14 protein-coding genes and 1 pseudogene are annotated in these 17,214 nt (G+C 59.5%); 13 read left to right on the top strand and 2 right to left on the bottom strand.

What is annotated here, in order from left to right; translation table 11 throughout:
- Window positions 1-173: 173 nt before the first annotated feature.
- The 3 genes and pseudogenes from PSH57_RS15885 (at window position 174) to PSH57_RS15875 (ending at window position 2,436) form a co-directional block, all read left to right on the top strand.
- A pseudogene (locus PSH57_RS15885) lies at window positions 174-1,921 on the top strand (carbon starvation CstA family protein).
- A gap of 133 nt (window positions 1,922-2,054) precedes the next feature.
- Complete coding sequence (locus tag PSH57_RS15880) at window positions 2,055-2,222, top strand: hypothetical protein (RefSeq protein WP_305444681.1); 168 nt, start codon at window positions 2,055-2,057, stop codon at window positions 2,220-2,222.
- Window positions 2,223-2,238: 16 nt separating this feature from the next.
- Complete coding sequence (locus PSH57_RS15875; RefSeq protein ID WP_047230563.1) at window positions 2,239-2,436, top strand: YbdD/YjiX family protein; 198 nt, start codon at window positions 2,239-2,241, stop codon at window positions 2,434-2,436.
- Window positions 2,437-2,872: 436 nt separating this feature from the next.
- Here the strand turns inward: PSH57_RS15875 and PSH57_RS15870 are convergent, their stop codons facing one another.
- Complete coding sequence (locus PSH57_RS15870) at window positions 2,873-4,669, bottom strand: methyl-accepting chemotaxis protein (RefSeq protein ID WP_305384056.1); 1,797 nt, start codon at window positions 4,667-4,669, stop codon at window positions 2,873-2,875.
- 244 nt (window positions 4,670-4,913) lie between these two features.
- On the opposite strand from PSH57_RS15870, the gene PSH57_RS15865 reads away from it, so the two are divergent.
- The 3 genes from PSH57_RS15865 (at window position 4,914) to PSH57_RS15855 (ending at window position 9,250) form a co-directional block, all read left to right on the top strand.
- Window positions 4,914-5,180 (top strand): DUF4212 domain-containing protein, encoded by a 267-nt coding sequence (locus PSH57_RS15865; protein WP_305384054.1) that lies wholly within the window; start codon window positions 4,914-4,916, stop codon window positions 5,178-5,180.
- A gap of 11 nt (window positions 5,181-5,191) precedes the next feature.
- A complete protein-coding gene (locus PSH57_RS15860) occupies window positions 5,192-6,961 on the top strand; it encodes a sodium:solute symporter family protein (RefSeq protein WP_305444680.1) in 1,770 nt (589 codons plus the stop codon).
- 162 nt (window positions 6,962-7,123) lie between these two features.
- Window positions 7,124-9,250, top strand: coding sequence for a TonB-dependent siderophore receptor (locus PSH57_RS15855; protein WP_305384050.1), 2,127 nt, complete (start codon window positions 7,124-7,126; stop codon window positions 9,248-9,250).
- 69 nt (window positions 9,251-9,319) lie between these two features.
- On the opposite strand, the gene PSH57_RS15850 is transcribed toward PSH57_RS15855, so the two are convergent.
- Entirely contained in the window at window positions 9,320-10,327 is a 1,008-nt protein-coding gene (locus PSH57_RS15850; protein WP_305415908.1) for an acyltransferase family protein, read from the bottom strand.
- Between the two features lie 762 nt (window positions 10,328-11,089).
- On the opposite strand from PSH57_RS15850, the gene PSH57_RS15845 reads away from it, so the two are divergent.
- From PSH57_RS15845 to tpx, 7 genes are all read left to right on the top strand, one after another.
- Complete coding sequence (locus PSH57_RS15845; protein WP_305415905.1) at window positions 11,090-12,499, top strand: circularly permuted type 2 ATP-grasp protein; 1,410 nt, start codon at window positions 11,090-11,092, stop codon at window positions 12,497-12,499.
- A gap of 3 nt (window positions 12,500-12,502) precedes the next feature.
- The gene (locus PSH57_RS15840; RefSeq protein ID WP_256232954.1) at window positions 12,503-13,453 is read left to right on the top strand and encodes an alpha-E domain-containing protein; all 951 of its coding nucleotides are present in this window, start codon (window positions 12,503-12,505) and stop codon (window positions 13,451-13,453) included.
- A complete protein-coding gene (locus PSH57_RS15835; protein ID WP_305384047.1) occupies window positions 13,450-14,247 on the top strand; it encodes a transglutaminase family protein in 798 nt (265 codons plus the stop codon). Before PSH57_RS15840 ends, PSH57_RS15835 begins: the two co-directional genes overlap by 4 nt.
- Window positions 14,248-14,440: 193 nt before the next feature.
- Window positions 14,441-14,938 (top strand): GNAT family N-acetyltransferase, encoded by a 498-nt coding sequence (locus PSH57_RS15830; protein WP_305384045.1) that lies wholly within the window; start codon window positions 14,441-14,443, stop codon window positions 14,936-14,938.
- 99 nt (window positions 14,939-15,037) lie between these two features.
- Entirely contained in the window at window positions 15,038-15,532 is a 495-nt protein-coding gene (locus PSH57_RS15825) for a hypothetical protein (RefSeq protein ID WP_305384044.1), read from the top strand.
- Window positions 15,533-15,699: 167 nt separating this feature from the next.
- Window positions 15,700-16,371, top strand: coding sequence for a DUF3313 domain-containing protein (locus PSH57_RS15820; RefSeq protein WP_305384042.1), 672 nt, complete (start codon window positions 15,700-15,702; stop codon window positions 16,369-16,371).
- 203 nt (window positions 16,372-16,574) lie between these two features.
- Entirely contained in the window at window positions 16,575-17,075 is a 501-nt protein-coding gene (tpx, locus tag PSH57_RS15815) for a thiol peroxidase (RefSeq protein WP_305384041.1), read from the top strand.
- Window positions 17,076-17,214: the final 139 nt, after the last annotated feature.

Below are 17,214 nucleotides of genomic sequence, written 5' to 3'. Positions count from 1 at the left end.
CTCTCACAGAGGGATCCGACAAGAGTCTACGTAGAACTACGTAGATGGCCCGTACGTAGTACTGCGGATTTATTTATTGACGGCTTCCACGGATATTGAGCCGGCTCCGAATAGTCGGGGCACACTATAAAAACAATCGCCGCAATCCACTGGATATCGGCAGGAGACACGCAATGACAACCCGTCTGGTTAAACACCTTGCCTGGTTTGCCGTGGCTGTTCTGGGAGCTTGTGCGTTGAGTGTCGTGGCCTTGCGCCGCGGCGAACCGATCAACGCCCTCTGGATCGTCGTCGCAGCCGTGGCCATCTACCTGGTCGCCTACCGCTACTACAGCCTGTTCATCGCCAATAACGTGATGCAACTCGATGCGCGCCGGGCCACCCCCGCCGTGCTCAACAACGATGGCCTGGACTTTGTCCCGACCAACAAACACATCCTTTTCGGCCACCACTTCGCGGCCATTGCCGGTGCCGGGCCGCTGGTCGGGCCGGTGCTGGCGGCGCAGATGGGTTACCTGCCCGGTACGCTCTGGCTGATCGCCGGGGTGGTGCTGGCCGGTGCCGTGCAGGACTTCATGGTCCTGTTCCTGTCCACCCGTCGCAACGGTCGCTCTTTGGGCGACATGGTCCGTGAAGAGATGGGCCGCGTCCCCGGCACCATCGCGCTGTTTGGTTGCTTCCTGATCATGATCATCATCCTCGCGGTGCTGGCGCTGATCGTGGTCAAGGCCCTGGCCGAGAGCCCGTGGGGGATCTTCACGGTGATGGCGACCATCCCGATCGCGATGTTCATGGGCATCTACATGCGCTACATCCGCCCGGGCCGCATCGGTGAAATCTCGCTCATCGGCGTGCTGTTGCTGCTGGGCTCGATCTGGCTCGGCGGACAAGTGGCCGCCGACCCGGTCTGGGCCGAGGCCTTCACGTTCACCGGTGTGCAAATCACCTGGATGCTGATCGGCTACGGTTTCGTTGCCGCCGTGTTGCCGATTGGCTGATCCTGGCGCCGCGCGATTACCTGTCCACCTTCTTGAAGATCGGCACCATCGTCGCCCTGGCGATCGGCATTCTGGTCACCATGCCCGAGCTGAAAATGCCGGCACTGACCCAGTTCACCGACGGCACGGGGCCGGTGTGGAAGGGCGGGCTGTTTCCGTTCCTGTTCATCACCATCGCCTGTGGCGCGGTCTCGGGTTTCCACGCACTGATCTCTTCGGGCACTACGCCGAAGATGCTCGATAACGAAGTCAACGCCCGCTACATCGGTTACGGCGGCATGCTGATGGAGTCGTTCGTGGCGATCATGGCGATGGTGGCCGCTTCGGTGATCGAGCCAGGCGTGTACTTCGCCATGAACAGTCCGGCGGCGATCGTCGGCAGCGATGTGGTGAGCGTGGCGCAGACCGTCAGCAGTTGGGGCTTTGCAATCACCCCCGAAGCACTGCAGGCGGTGGCCAATGACATCGGCGAGACCACCGTGCTGGCCCGTGCCGGCGGGGCGCCAACGCTGGCGGTGGGGATCGCGCAGATCCTGCATTCGGTGCTGCCGGGTGAGAACACCATGGCGTTCTGGTACCACTTTGCGATCCTGTTCGAAGCGCTGTTCATTCTCACCGCGGTCGACGCCGGCACCCGTGCCGGGCGCTTCATGCTGCAGGATGCTGGTCGTTCGTCCGGCCCTCAAGCACCGAATCCTGGGCCGCCAACCTGATCGCCACCGCCGGCTGCGTGGCTGTGGGGTTACCTGTTGTACCAGGGCGTGATCGATCCGCTGGGCGGCATCAACACCTTGTGGCCGCTGTTCGGCATCTCCAACCAGATGCTGGCCGGTATCGCCCTGATGCTCGGCACCGTGGTACTGATCAAGATGAAGCGCCAGCGCTACGTCTGGGTGACCATGCTGCCGGCGGTCTGGTGTTGATCTGCACCACCACGGCGGGCCTGATCAAGCTGTTCGATGCTAACCCGCGATCGGCTTCCTGGCCCTGGCGCGCAAATACAACGATGCCCTGGCCGCCGGCCAGATCCTGGCCCCGGCCAAGAGCATCGAGCAGATGCAGCATGTGGTGTACAACGCCTACACCAACGCAACGCTGACGGTGTTGTTCCTGCTGGTGGTCTTCAGCATCCTGTTCTACGCGCTCAAGGTCGGTATCGCCGCCTGGGGTCACAAGGAACGCACGGATAAAGAAGCGCCCTTCCAGGCCCTGCCGGACGCCTGAATAGAGGATTGCAACGATGTTCAATGACTTGAGTCGCCTCGGTAAATACCTCGGTCAGGCCGCCCGCCTGATGGTCGGCATGCCCGACTACGACAACTACGTCGAGCACATGCAAAGCAAACACCCGGACAAACCGCTGATGGACTACGAGGCGTTCTTCCGCGAACGCCAGGAAGCCCGTTACGGCGGCAAGGCGGGGCCCAAGTGCTGTTGAAGCACCGCTTGGGTTGAGGTACCCCTGTGGGAGCGGGCTTGCTCGCGAAGGCGTCAGGTCAGCAGCATTGATGTTTGCTGACCCACCGCTATCGCGAGCAGGCCCGCTCCCACAGTTGTTTTGCGGTGGCCTCGGGATTTGCATCACCACAGAACCCTTGTGGGAGCGAGCCTGCTCGCGAAGGCGTCAGGTCAGCAGCATTGATGTTTGCTGATCCACCGCTATCGCGAGCAGGCTCGCTCCCACAGTTGTTTTGCAGTGGCCTCGGGATTCGGAAACACCACCGATCCCCTTGTGGGAGCGAGCCTGCTCGCGAAGGCGTCAGGTCAGCAGCATTGATGTTTGCTGACACACCGCTATCGCGAGCAAGCCCGCTCCCACAGTTGTTTTAGGATAGCCTCGGGATTTGCTTCACCACCGAACCAGTTGCAATGCATCACTCTGCCAACAACACCGCCGCATCGAACCCGACCCGCAAGTTGCCCCAATGGCGGCCGCCGAAGAAAAACGGGACGTCGATCTCGGTCATGATTTCCCCGGTATCGCGCAGGTAGGTCTGGAGCAGGAAGCGCTGGGTGTTGCCCGCCGCGCGCAGGCCGATCGGGTCGTTGAAGATCCGTTTGTTGCGGCACACCGGCAGGTCGACGGCACGCTCGCCCGTCGGCTGTTTGGAAACCCAGCTGTTGTTCACCGGGCAATAACCCTTGGTGTCGACGATGAATGAGACTTTACCGCCCGGGGTGCTGCGGGTGAGTTTGTCGCATTGCTCCTGGCACACCTGGGCAAAGCGTTCGGTGTAGCTGGTCATGTATTGCTTGGGATCGGTGCCGGGAATCAGTTGGTAGTTCTGATCGAACAGGTTGAGACCATCCTGCTGCAGCGCCTCCAGCTGGACCTGGAGGCTATCGCGGCACTGGCTGGCCCGGGTGATGGCGGCATCCAGCTTGCCATGACCGAGCACGAACCGGCCCAACAATGCCTGGACCTTTTCAGCGACACCGGACAGGTCGCGGGTCGCCGTTGCCGAATGCTGCATGCGTTGGTCTATCGACTGGCTGTCGGCATGGATCTGCGTGACCCGTTCGTTGATGCCTGTGTTGGATTCGGCGAACAACTGGATATGGGAAGCGATATCGGCCAATTTGCCATTGGTGGATTCGAAGTCGCCGATCATGCTTTCGAAATGGCCCGAGGCGCGCTCCACGACTTTCTGGGTTTCCCGGGCGCTGTGGCTGATCTGGTTGGTCTGTTCATGTGTGGAACTGACTTCTTCGAGCATGGCGTCGATGTTGCGCGAGATATCGTCCGTGGCCCGGCTGACATTCTGCGCCAGCGTGCGCACCTCATCGGCCACCACGGCAAAACCCCGGCCGCTTTCACCGGCCCGGGCGGCTTCGATGGCCGCATTGAGGGCCAGCAGGTTGGTTTGGGCAGAGATCTGCTGGATCAGCCCAACGATGGACTTGATGCTGGAAGAGCGTTGGTTCAGGGCGCCTACCAGCGTGGCGAACTCATTGAGGCTGCTGGATATTTCGCTGATGTTACCCGTCACCTCCAGCAGCTCGGCATAGGAGTCGCGGGCCATGCTCAGGTTCTGGGCGGTGGTGCTGGAGATGCCCTGGGTCTGGCGTGAAACTTCTTCGATGCGGCCCACGGCGGTGTTGCTCTGGTCCATCACTTCCTTGGCGAAGCGGGCCTGGTGGGTAGCGCTGTCGCTGGAGTCGCTGATGTTTTTCAACGAGCGCGCCGATTCGACCGCAATGTGCACGGTCAGCGCCTGGACATTACTGATGATCTCCCGCTGCTTGGCCAGGAAACGGTTGCAGGTGTCGGCCAGCACGCGGATTTCGTCGTGGGTCACCAGGGGCAGGTCTTTGGACAGGTCGCCTTCACCGCTGGCGATCTCCTCGAGGGCCTTGGTCATGGCCGTGACGGGGCGCACGATGAGGTGGCGAAAGTACCAGACCATGAAGCTGATCATGCACAGCGTCAGCAGCGCGCCGAAGAGCAGGGCATGGGTGAGGCTGTCGAGCCGGCCCTCGACTTGCCCCAGTAGCACGGGGTCCAGTTGAGCTGTGTGCAACTGCAGCACAATGTCGGCGCGGGCACTGACCGCCACCCAATAAAGCAGCCCACTGACCACGACCAGCAGGAAAAGGCTCGACAGCTTTTTGGTGAGCGTATCGAAAAACTGCATCTCGATAGACTCGTACAAGGCCTTTAGCGTCTGCATCCGTTGCTCCCGGGTAAAAAATACTTCGATGGCATACATTCGACCGCGTACGGCAAAGCTTTAGGATAATGGGCGATTTGATATCACGACGAGGGTTTCCGCGGTCTTTAACCCGTCCCGTTAAGGGGGGAAGGCGAATGTCAATATTCAGGGGAGGGAGGTTAGACGAAAGTCGTACTAGCGCTCTGCCCGGTGACTGCTACGGTTTGAGTGGAAAACAATAAAAACAACGGGAGTTGATTTCATGTCCGCTCAAAAACAACAGGCTGCGCGTGCCTACTGGACGGAAAACCTGCGCTGGATGCTGATGTTGCTGGCAATCTGGTTCTTGGTGTCGTTCGGCTTTGGCATTTTGCTGGTTGACCAGCTCAACACCATCAGCTTCTTCGGTACGCCCCTGGGATTCTGGTTCGCCCAGCAGGGGTCCATCTATGTCTTTGTGCTCGAGATTTTCTTCTATGTCTGGAAGATGAATCAGCTCGATCGCAAGTATGACGTCCACGAAGACTGAGGCCGACGAGCATGGATACCCAAACCCTGATCTACCTGTTCGTCGGTGCGTCCTTTGCGCTCTATATCGGCATTGCCATCTGGACGCGCGCCGGCTCCACCAGCGAGTACTACGTGGCCAGCAAAGGCGTGCACCCGGTACTCAACGGCATGGCCACCGGGGCCGACTGGATGTCGGCCGCCTCATTCATCTCCATGGCCGGGATCATCGCCTTCGCCGGCTATGACGGCTCGGTCTACCTGATGGGCTGGACCGGTGGCTATGTGCTGCTGGCGATGTGTCTGGCGCCGTATCTGCGCAAGTTCGGCAAGTTCACCGTGCCGGAGTTCGTTGGTGCGCGTTACTACTCGCAGACGGCGCGGGTGGTGGCGGTGATCTGCGTGATCTTCATTTCCTTCACGTATGTGGCGGGGCAAATGCGTGGCGTGGGCATCGTGTTCTCCCGTTACCTGGAGGTGGATATCAATACCGGCGTGATGATCGGTATGGCCATCGTGTTCTTCTACTCCGTGCTGGGCGGCATGAAGGGCATCACCTACACCCAGGTGGCGCAGTACTGCGTAATGATTTTTGCCTACATGGTGCCGGCGATTTATATCTCGATGATGATCACCGGCAATCCGATCCCGCAACTGGGCTTCATCAGCGAGGTCACCGGCTCCGGCCAAAGTGTGATCGAGCGGCTCAACGGGCTGGGTGCGGAGCTGGGCTTCACGGCCTATACCGACGGCACCAAATCGACCATCGACGTGTTTTTCATCACCATGGCGTTGATGGTCGGGACCGCGGGCCTGCCTCATGTGATTGTGCGCTTCTTCACTACGCCGACCGTGCGTGATGCGCGCAAGTCAGCAGGCTACGCACTGCTGTTCATCGCCATTCTCTACACTACAGCGCCGGCCGTGGCGGCTTTCGCGCGCACCAATCTGCTGACCTCGATCCCCAACGTCAGCTACGCCACCGCGCCGGCCTGGCTCAAGACGTGGGAAAACTCGGGTCTGATCGCCTGGGCAGATAAGAACAATGACGGCATCATCCAGTATGGCCCGGGGGCGGCCCTGGTCGGCGCGCCGAGCTTCACGGGTGAACGCGGGGCGAACGAGCAGCGGCTGCTGAGCAACCAGGTTTCACCAGTGGCCAACGAACTGTATGTCGACAACGACATCATGGTTCTGGCCAACCCGGAGATTGCCGGGTTGCCAGGCTGGGTGATCGCCCTGATTGCCGCTGGCGGCCTGGCGGCGGCGCTGTCGACAGCAGCGGGCTTGCTGCTGGTGATTTCCACATCGGTTTCCCATGACCTGCTTAAATGCAACATCATGCCCCGGATCAGCGAAAGACAAGAGTTGCTGGCCGCCCGGATGGCCGCTGGCGTAGCGGTACTGATCGCCGGGTTGTTCGGCATCTATCCGCCGGCATTCGTGGCCCAGGTGGTGGCGTTCGCCTTTGGACTGGCGGCGTCCTCGTTCTTCCCGGTAATTGTCATGGGGATCTTCTCCAAACGCATGAACCGCGAAGGCGCGATCGCCGGGATGATCGTCGGGCTGACCTTCACGTTCAGCTACATCGTCTACTTCAAATTCATCAATCCGGCGATGAACACCGCCGATCACTGGTGGCTGGGCGTATCGCCGGAGGGCATCGGTACCCTGGGGATGCTCTTCAATTTTGCGGCCGCGCTGGTGGTGTCACGCTTTACCGCGCCACCGCCGGAGCATATCCAGCACTTGGTAGAAGATATCCGGGTTCCTAGGGGGGCTGGTGCGGCCGTCGATCATTGATGTGCGGTAACCCCTGATAAAAGGGGGCAACGATGAAGGCGCCGGAGCAATCCGGCGTCTTTTTTTTGCGCGGGTCAAGCGGGAAAGCGTGAGAAATATTTACTGGGAATCATTCTCAAAGTATATTCTCTCTCATTAACATCCCTCTGTGAGTGCTGCGTCTTGAATCGTTCCACCTCTCTCGCTATCCGCAAAGCCCTTTTCAAACGCGTGTTGCCAACGCTGTCCTGCTGTTTTATCGCAAACCCTTTATGGGCGCAGGACATCCTCGAACTGCCAACCACGGACATTCAGGGCAGTCGCATCACTCAGGACGAAGGATATACGGCGTCGCAAGCCAGCACGGCGAGCAAAAGCGATGTACCGATCAAGGAAGAGGCGCAGTCGATCAACGTGGTGACCCAGCAGACCCTGGCGGACTATCAGGTGCGCTCGCTGGGCGATGCGATGAAGTTTGTCAGCGGCGTCAGCCAGGGCAACACCCTGGGCGGTTCGCGGGATTCGCTGGTCAAACGCGGCTTTGGCACCAACGATGACGGCTCGATCCTGCGCGATGGCGTGCGTTCGAACCTGGGGCGCAACTTCAGCGCCACCACCGAGCGGGTCGAAGTGCTCAAGGGCCCGGCCTCGATGTTGTACGGCGCGCTGGAGCCCGGTGGCCTGGTCAATATCATCAGCAAGAAGCCCGAATACACCCAGAGCACGACGCTGAGCGGTTCGGCCTACAGCGAAGGCGGCGGCACCATGGCCCTGGACACCACCGGGCCGCTGGGCGATACCGGCCTGGCGTATCGGTTGATTGCCGAGCGTGGGCATGAGGATTATTGGCGCAACTATGGCGTCAACGAGAGCACGCTGGTGGCGCCGTCCCTGGCCTGGACGGGCGAGCGGGCCTCATTGAACCTGAGTTATGAGTACAACGAATATTCCAATCCGTTTGACCGGGGTACAGTGTTCACCGATGGGCATCCGGCCGACATTGACTACAACAAGCGCCTGGATGAGCCGTGGGCCAAAAGCGTGGGGATTCGCGAAACGGCGACAGCGCGGTTTGAGTATGAGCTGAGTGAGGCGTGGAAGACCCGCGTGATCTATGGTTGGAACAATGATCGGTACAGCCTTTCGATTGCCCAACCCAACTCGCTGACGGGTAATAATTTGCGCCGTGCCGCCAACGGTGCTCACTACGACGATGAAACCCGCTACGCCAGTTGGGATTTCATAGGCAAGCAGCAATTGTTCGGTCAGCGTCATGACCTGCTGGTTGGGGTTGATAATCAGGTGTCTGACCAGTTTCGTGGCAAGACCTACCGCAATACCGCTCAGGGTGGTTTCGACATCACTTCGCCGGTCTACGGCAACCTGCCAGAGCCAAGCCAGATCAGTGCTCCCCAAAGCGACCTGAGTAACCAGTTGACCTCCAGTTCCGTTTACCTCAAGGACAACTGGCACCTCGATGATCGCTGGATCATGGTCTTGGGCGGCCGCTACCAGCATTACGATCAGTACAGCGATCAAGGCCTGGGCAGCCGTTATGTAGTCAACCGCGATGACAACGGCGACGCTTTCGTACCGTTTATGGGGCTGGTTTACAAGGCCACCGATGCCCTGTCGCTGTACGGTAACTACAGTCGCTCCTTCAAGCCCAACGATGACGTGGATGACGCTGGTAACACCTTTGATCCAGAGGAGGGCCGCAGCTATGAAATCGGCGCCAAATACGACCCGCTACCGGGCTTGAACATCAATCTTGCGCTGTATGACATCGTGAAGAAGAACGTCGTAACGTCCTCCACGGTCAATGGTGTGACGTTGGCAGAAGCCGCCGGTAAGGTCGGCTCCCAAGGCCTGGAACTCGACATCACCGGGCGCCTGGCCGAGCGTTGGGACCTGATCGGCACCTACGCCTACACCCACACGGAAATTCTCGACGATCCGGATGACGAAGGCCATCGCCTGGCCAACGCACCCAAGCACACCGCAAGCCTGTACCTGACCCACCGCCTGAACGTGCCTGCCGAATTCGGCGCCTGGCGTGCCGGCGCCGGTGCGCGCTACGTCGGCGAACGCGCCGCCAACAACGCCAACGATTTCTGGCTCAGCAGCTACACCGTGGCCGACGCCTTCCTGCGCTGGGAGTCGCCAGTGTTCGGGCACAAGACGTCGCTGCAGTTGAACGTGGACAATCTGTTCGACAAACAGTACTACCCGTCGTCCACCGGCAGCCAAGTGCAAGTCAGTGTCGGAGAACCACGTACCGCCCGCCTGAGTGCCAGCGTGACGTTCTGAGTGCGCTGTTCTGAAAACAAAAAAATGCCCGGAAAATGAGTTCCGGGCATTTTTCATCTGCGCCAGCGGTTAGGCCACCGTGCGGCCAACGGGTACCCGCGCGATGTCACGTTTAGCACCCGTCCTCAACGCATGGCGCAGCTTCAGTGCCGGTCGCTCAACGCAGTAATACGACAAGCCACTCAATGCGAGCGACAACACCAGCACCAGCGTAATCATCAGGGCGCTGTACTCAACAGGCCAGAACGCCCGCAGCACGTACATCACCACAAAATGGTTGAGGAACACGCCATAGCTGATATTCCCCAGAAGCTCATCCATCCAGTGATGCTTGAGCCTGCTGAGCAAATGCACCGTCGGCAAACCCAATGCAATGCCCAGGGTCACCTCTGCGTTGAAGGGGCGGCGGGGAATGAACCCGACAACAATGGCCAGGAACATTAGCGCTGCCACGACCGTGGTGATGGATGCGACCCATAGTCCTTTGGCCTGGGCGTGGTACAGGTAGCTGCCGCACAGGAAGATGAACAACACGCCCGGCAGTAGCCGGTAGCCGTAGATGTCGGCGTTGACGTAGCCCAGCGAGGCGACCAGGAAAACCGTTACGGATACTGTGAACGCAATGCCTCGGGCCTTATAGAGGATCAGGAACGGGATCAGCAGGTAAAAGCACATCTCCAGCCCCAGAGACCAGCCCGGTGGCAGGATCTGCGGCACAGTGACGCCAAACATATAGAAACCCAGCGGCACGATGGGCAGGCTGGTGGCGATGTTTTCGATTGTCAGCGCCGCGGCCTGTGGCGTGCCCGGCAGCAGGAAATGAATCACCGCGCAGGAGAGGACGAAATACAGAAGGAACTGCGGGTAAAGTCTCAACAGTCGGTCAAGATAGAACAGGCCGATTTTCCCTGGGACGTTGTAACTCCTGTCGATCAAGGGCGTCATTACAAAACCGCTGATAATCAGAAACGACACCACGGCGACAACGCCGGGGTTGAACCCCACGAACATCACGCCCATGTGCGAAATCGCCACGAGCATGGCCAGCAACAACCGATAACTCCCCACGCCCATCATCCTTAATCAGACTTGATCCGTTGAGGCGGTAAGTTATTGGGGTTTATCGGCAGTGAACAGGCGTTTGCGGGGCGACGGCGGCGAAGTGGGGGACATTGGCAGATATGACATCGTTGTCTTAGTCATACCGTCATCGCGAACAGGCTCGCCCCACATTGGCCGCGGGTGTTCACTTGGCATGTGAACGGCATAGGCCCGTTGGGGGAGCAGCAGCCCAAGTTCGCATCGCCCGATGCATCAGGTTGATTGGGCTAAGCTCTTGCCGTGACGCATTGGAGAACTAATTGCGAGTGATTGCCTGTTGGGCGCTGCGAGAGAAGTGGGTAAAAATTTCCCCCTTTCAGGGCATTACCTGCCCATTGCTCCTCTTATTGCACCGATTCGACCCGTTGCGAGGCTTGCGCGAGAACTCTGAAATAAACGTTTCAGCCTTTGAATGAATTTGTGTCGCAAAAATGACAATAAATTTCGCCAAAGCGTACATTTACGACGGTTTTTCCAGCAATGCCCTGGTGCACCGCGCTTAGGCACAGCCTTTGCTACGGCTCAAAGACAGGCCACCAACCGGCGGCGTTATCAGGGGAGTAGTCATTACGCGGATTTAATCAGGGGCGCACGTCATCCAGACGCAAAGGCCAGATCACAGACCAATGCCTATCGAGGTGCTGAGAGAAACAGGGTTCATTAAAACAAAGCAAGGCCGGACCATTGGAATGACGAAGTGATAAAAAATGCCGTGTAGAACGCGGCTGGGAGTTGGCTATGCCCCAAGCTTTTTTTAATGAAATGTATGATGCAAAGGGTGACTGCCGCCCGCACTATCAAGCCTTCTCACGCTGGCTGGCGGACACGCCGCTGGAGTTGCTGGACCAGCGTCGTCGCGAAGCCGATCTGCTGTTTCATCGAGCCGGTATCACCTTCACCCTTTACGGTGACGAGCAGGGCACCGAACGATTGATTCCGTTCGACATCATTCCTCGCAGCATCAAGGCCAGCGAATGGAAGACGGTCGAGCGCGGCTGCATTCAGCGGGTCCAGGCCCTGAACATGTTCCTGGCCGACATCTATCACGGACAGCGGATCCTCAAGGAAAAAGTCATTCCGGCCGAGCAGGTGCTCGCCAACGAGGGTTATCAAATCGCGATGCAAGGCCTGGACTTGCACCGAGGCATTTATGCCCATATCGCCGGTGTCGACCTGGTTCGCGACGGTGATGGCAGTTATTACGTGCTGGAGGACAACCTGCGTACGCCCAGCGGCGTGAGCTACATGCTCGAAGACCGCAAGATGATGATGCGCCTGTTCCCCGAACTCTTCGCCGCCCAGCGCGTGGCGCCCATCGATCACTACCCGAATCTGTTGCTTGATACCCTCAAAAGCTCAAGTCCGCTGGATAACCCGACCGCCGTGGTGCTGACCCCCGGTCGCTTCAACAGTGCCTATTTCGAACATGCGTTCCTGGCCCGTGAAATGGGGGTGGAGCTGGTGGAGGGCGCCGACCTGTTCGTGCGCGACGATCATGTCTACATGCGCACCACCGCAGGCCCCAAGCAGGTGGATGTGATCTATCGCCGCCTTGATGATGATTACCTCGATCCGCTGTCGTTCAACCCCGACTCCATGTTGGGCGTTCCCGGGCTGATCTCCGTTTACCGTTCGGGCAATGTGGTGCTGGCGAATGCGGTTGGCACAGGCGTGGCCGATGACAAGTCGATCTACCCTTACGTCGACGAGATGATCCGCTTTTACCTCACCGAAGAACCGATCCTGAAGAACGTGCCGACCTGGCAGTGCCGCAAGCCCCAGGATCTGTCCCACGTGCTGGCCAACCTGCCTGAGCTGGTGGTCAAGGAAACCCAGGGTTCCGGCGGATACGGCATGCTGGTGGGGCCGGCTGCCACCGCAGCAGAAATCGAAGACTTCCGCGCACGCCTCAAGGCCCGCCCCGAAGCCTATATCGCCCAGCCAACGCTAAGCCTTTCCACCTGCCCGACCTTCGTCGAGAGCGGTATTGCCCCGCGCCACATCGATCTGCGCCCGTTCGTGTTGTCGGGCAAGGAGACCCGCCTGGTGCCCGGCGGGCTGACCCGCGTAGCACTGCGCGAAGGCTCGCTGGTGGTGAATTCGTCCCAAGGCGGCGGCACCAAAGATACTTGGGTAGTGGAGGACTAAGACATGCTTTCAAGAACCGCTTCTGACCTCTATTGGATGTCCCGCTACCTGGAGCGCGCGGAGAACCTGGCGCGTATGCTCGAAGTCAGTTACTCGCTGTCGTTGATGCCCCAGGCAGGGCGCAGCGACGGGCATGCCGAGCTGGCGATGTCGTTGCTGGCGGCCGGCACGCTGGATGATTACAACGCCCGTTATGACGCGCTCAACACTGAACGCATGTTGCATTTTTTCGCACTGGACGAAACCAACCCCGGGAGCATCTACAGCTGCCTGCGGGCAGCGCGGACCAATGCCCATGCGGTGCGTGGACGCATCACCGCCGACATGTGGGAGAACATCAACGCCACCTGGCTGGAGATGCGCAACATTGCCAGCAACGGTCTGGGCCGCTACGGCATCAGCCACTTCTGCGAATGGGTCAAGGAGCGCTCGCACCTGTTCCGTGGCGCGACGTCGGGCACCATCATGCGCAACGATGCCTATAGCTTCATTCGTCTGGGAACCTTTATCGAGCGGGCGGACAACACCCTGCGCCTGCTGGACGCCCGTTATGAAATGTTTGGTGAGGAGTCGGAAGAGGTCAGCGACAACTCGGCACGTGGTTATTACCAGTGGAGCGCCTTGTTGCGAGCGTTGTCTTCGTTCGAAGCGTTCAACGAGATCTACCGCAATGCGCCCAACGCCGAGCAGGTCTCGGAAATGTTGCTGCTGCGCGCCGACGTCCCGCGCTCGTTGCATGCCTGTATCGAGGAACTGGACCAGATCCTCTCCAGCCTGCCGGGCAACAATGGCCGCCCGGCCCAACGCCTGGCCGCTGAACTGAACGCGCGACTGCGTTACTCCGGCATCGACGAGATCCTGGCATCGGGCCTGCACCAATGGCTGACCGAGCTCATTGGCCAGATTCGCCACCTGGGCCAGACCGTTCACGAGTCTTATCTGGAGGTGGTATGAAACTTTCCATACGCCACGACACGACCTATAGCTATGCCGATGAAGTGTGCACCAGCATCCAGTTTCTGCGCCTGACCCCCAAGGACACTCAGCGTCAGCGCATCCTGCAATGGCATCTGGAACTGCCACGGCTGGTGCGCAGCCAGCTTGACCCCTACGGCAATATCCTGCACGTGATGACCATGGACGAGCCTCACGGCGCTCTGGTGCTGACGGCTTATGGCGAGGTAGAGATCAATCAGGCGGTTCAGATGGAGCCGGACGATCAGTCACCACTGCCGTTCCTGCGCACCAGTCGCCTCACCCAGGCCGATGACGCTCTCGCCGCCTTCGCTGTGGAGCAATGCGCAGCCCGTCGTGATCGCTCGGCGCTGACTGATTTGATGAACGGCCTGGCTGCCCGCATGCCCTACAGCCCGGGCACGACCGAGGTCAGCAGTACCGCCGCCGAAGCCTTCGCCGGGGGCGTGGGTGTTTGTCAGGATCATACCCACGCATTTCTGGCCTGCGCGCGCAGCCTGGGGGTTCCGGCGCGCTATGTCTCCGGTTACCTGTGCACCGAAGATGAAAGTCATCTGGCGAGCCACGCCTGGGCTGAAGCCTGGCTGGAGGACGGCTGGTACAGCTTCGACGTGACCAATCGCCTGACCTGTCCGGATCGGCATTTGAAACTGGCGGTCGGCCTGGACTACCTCGACGCCTGTCCGGTACGCGGCATGCGCCGCGGTGGCGGGGCCGAGCAGATGCACGCGCGGGTACAGGTGAACTCAATGGTTCAGGTGCAGCATCAGTAGGCGAGGGAAGTACTGAAGCCCAGGCCCATGTGGGAGCAAAGCTTGCTCGCGAAGACGGCGGCACAGTCAGTATTGATACAAGCGGGTCACCGCAATCGCGAGCAAGCTTTGCTCCCACAGGTTTGGCTCTGGATACCTGAATGTTCGCCGGCTTATAGTGAACGGCCTTTTCACGTCTCCAGGGAGGAGCCGCATGTCCGAGTCTTCGATCAGCCTCACTCGCTTCAGTGAAGCTCATATCGCCGGTGTCACCGCGCTCTACAACGACCCGGCGGTCACCCGCCAGGTGTTGCAGATGCCTTTCCAGTCCACTGAAGTCTGGCGCAAGCGTCTGGGGGTGGATGACGAGCGTCAGGTAAAACTGGTGGCGCTGCATCAAGATCAAGTCATTGGGCATCTGGGGCTGGAGCAGTACTCGCGCATCCGTCGCGCCCATTGCGGTAGCCTCGGCATGTGTGTGGCAGTTGCCTGGCAGAGCAAAGGGGTAGGTTCAATGCTGCTGTCTGCCGCGCTGGAGGTAGCCGACAACTGGATGAACCTGCGACGGGTCGAGCTGACGGTGTACGCCGACAATGAGGCGGCCATCGGGTTGTACCGTAAGTTTGGCTTCGAAACCGAAGGCTTGATGCGCGACTATGCCGTACGTGACGGGGGTTGGGTGGACACCCTGGCCATGGCGCGGTTGCGTTGAAGGATCAGTCTGCTCAGGCATATTGGCATTTGCGTACGCCGGCGTCTTGAACCTGTCATCATCGTGCTTTGCAGCATCCCTTATACAGAGGAACAGCGCATGGACGATGTACAGCAGCTAGGCGAGATGCTTCGTCATTACGCAGACAGCGAGGCGCACAAGAAGCAACAGCACGAGGCGCAATCGGCGGTGTGGGCCGCACAGATCGAGGCGTTGTACGGGCAAATCGAGCAATGGCTGGCGCCGGTCATGGCGCCGAACCTCCTGGAACTGAGCCGTGAGGCGTACGTGGCTCACGGGCCGAGCGTTCCGGCAGAGACGTCGGATTTCAAGACTGAAAAGCTGACATTGTTCATTACCGGTAAACCGGTGGAGTTCGTTCCGGATGTGATGGGGGCGGGTGGGGGGATTTCCTTGTCGATCATGGGCCTGACCGCCGCACGTTATGGCAGCATCTCGCTGGTTTGCCAGCCGCCATCACTGCTGTGGCAATGGCGTCGGACCAATGGGCTGAAGGACCCGGACACGTTCGCCTTCGACGCAGGTTTTCTCGCACAGCAGTTGCAGAGCCTGATCCCGCGCGAGAGAAACTAGAGACGCGCGGTGACAGGGTTACAACCAGCCTCCAGGGTTGGGGTCGTAGCACGCCCCGATCGTCTCGCTGTCCATGTTTTGAGGATGGCTTCGTTGTGGCAAACCCCATCCTATTGGCTATACCTGTAACTCCGGCCCCGTCTCGTGTGGCTGACAGGAGTGACAGCATGAACTTCGCGTCTTTGATTGGCACCGTCTGCATCGCGTCGCTCGCTCTGGCGGGTTGCTCCAGCAAAGTCACCCAACCGGATGAGTATTCCGGGTTCCTGGGCGACTACAGCCGGCTCAAGGAGGAGAAGTCACCGTCGGGGGCAGAGGTGATGCGTTGGGTCGATCCCAAGATTGATCCAGGCAAGTACACCAGCCTCTATATCGAGCCGACGCAGCTTTATCCCAAGCCGCAGCCGACGGTGAAGATCCCCCAGGCCACGTTGTCCGGTATCACGGCTTACTACGATCAGGCGCTCAAGCGGGAAGCTGGAAAATCCCTGCCCCTGGCCACCGGTCCCGGACCGGGCGTACTGGTGATGCGTGCGGCCATTACCGCAGTCAGCAGCAAGACCGAGGGCCTGAAGCCTTATGAAGTGATTCCAATCGCGCTAGTGGCCGCTGCGGTGAGTACCGCCAGCGGCATTCGGGATCAGGAAACCACGTTGGGCACCGAAGCGGTATTCCTCGACGGCGGCAACAATGCAGTAATCGCCCAGGTGGTGCGCAAGGGCACAGGTAAGCCGTTGTCCAACGAGTCTCAGGTCATGAAGCCCGATGACGTCAAGGGGGTCGTCGATGGCTGGGCGTCGGATTTGCATCAGTCGTTTCTCAAGCTCAAGGCTAAATAGCGTACAGGCGTCGCTGTAGGCGCTGGCGAAGCCTACGATCCTTCGCTCTAGCCCAATAGCAGGGGATAGATCGCGGCCTCGTTGCACTCGACAGCGCCTACGCGGTCAAGCCATGACTTTTTATGTCCAACCATAGGTCGTAGAACCATTTCATGGTTAACTCCGGCCTCACCATTTTCAAACCTGTCAGAAGGAATCCGTTCATGGCTCAAGTCACCCTCAAAGGCAACCCGGTTCAAGTCAACGGCCAGTTGCCACAAGCCGGTTCCAAGGCGCCAGCCTTTTCCCTGGTGGCCGGCAATCTGTCCGACGTGTCCCTGAAGGATTTCGCCGGCAAGCGCAAAGTGCTGAACATTTTCCCAAGCGTCGACACCCCGACCTGCGCCACCTCCGTGCGCAAGTTCAACGCCCAGGCCAACGAACTGAGCAACACCGTGGTGCTGTGCATCTCGGCTGATCTTCCGTTCGCCCAGGCACGTTTCTGCGGTGCCGAAGGTCTGGAAAATGTCCAGAACCTGTCCACCCTGCGCGGCAGTGAGTTCATCGAGAATTATGGCGTGGCGATTGCTGATGGCCCGCTCAAAGGCTTGACCGCCCGTGCCGTGGTGGTGCTCGATGAAGACGACAAGGTGCTGCACAGCGAGTTGGTCAAGGAAATCGCTGAAGAGCCGAACTACGACGCTGCGCTTGCCGTCCTGAAATAAAGTATTGCTTACAATTGTTAGCGGCCTGGCCCTGTCCAGGCCGTTTTCGTTTTTGCTTCAATGCCTTAGCCCGTCCCGGGATACGTAAGCCCAAAGTAAATTGCCGGTAAAGGCGCTTTGCTAAATACCCGCCAGTGCT

It is taken from the genome of Pseudomonas hefeiensis (assembly GCF_030687835.1).
GTDB lineage: Bacteria > Pseudomonadota > Gammaproteobacteria > Pseudomonadales > Pseudomonadaceae > Aquipseudomonas > Aquipseudomonas hefeiensis.
Note: the sequence above shows the minus strand (reverse complement) of the source record. Positions and strands in the feature narration are given on the sequence as shown.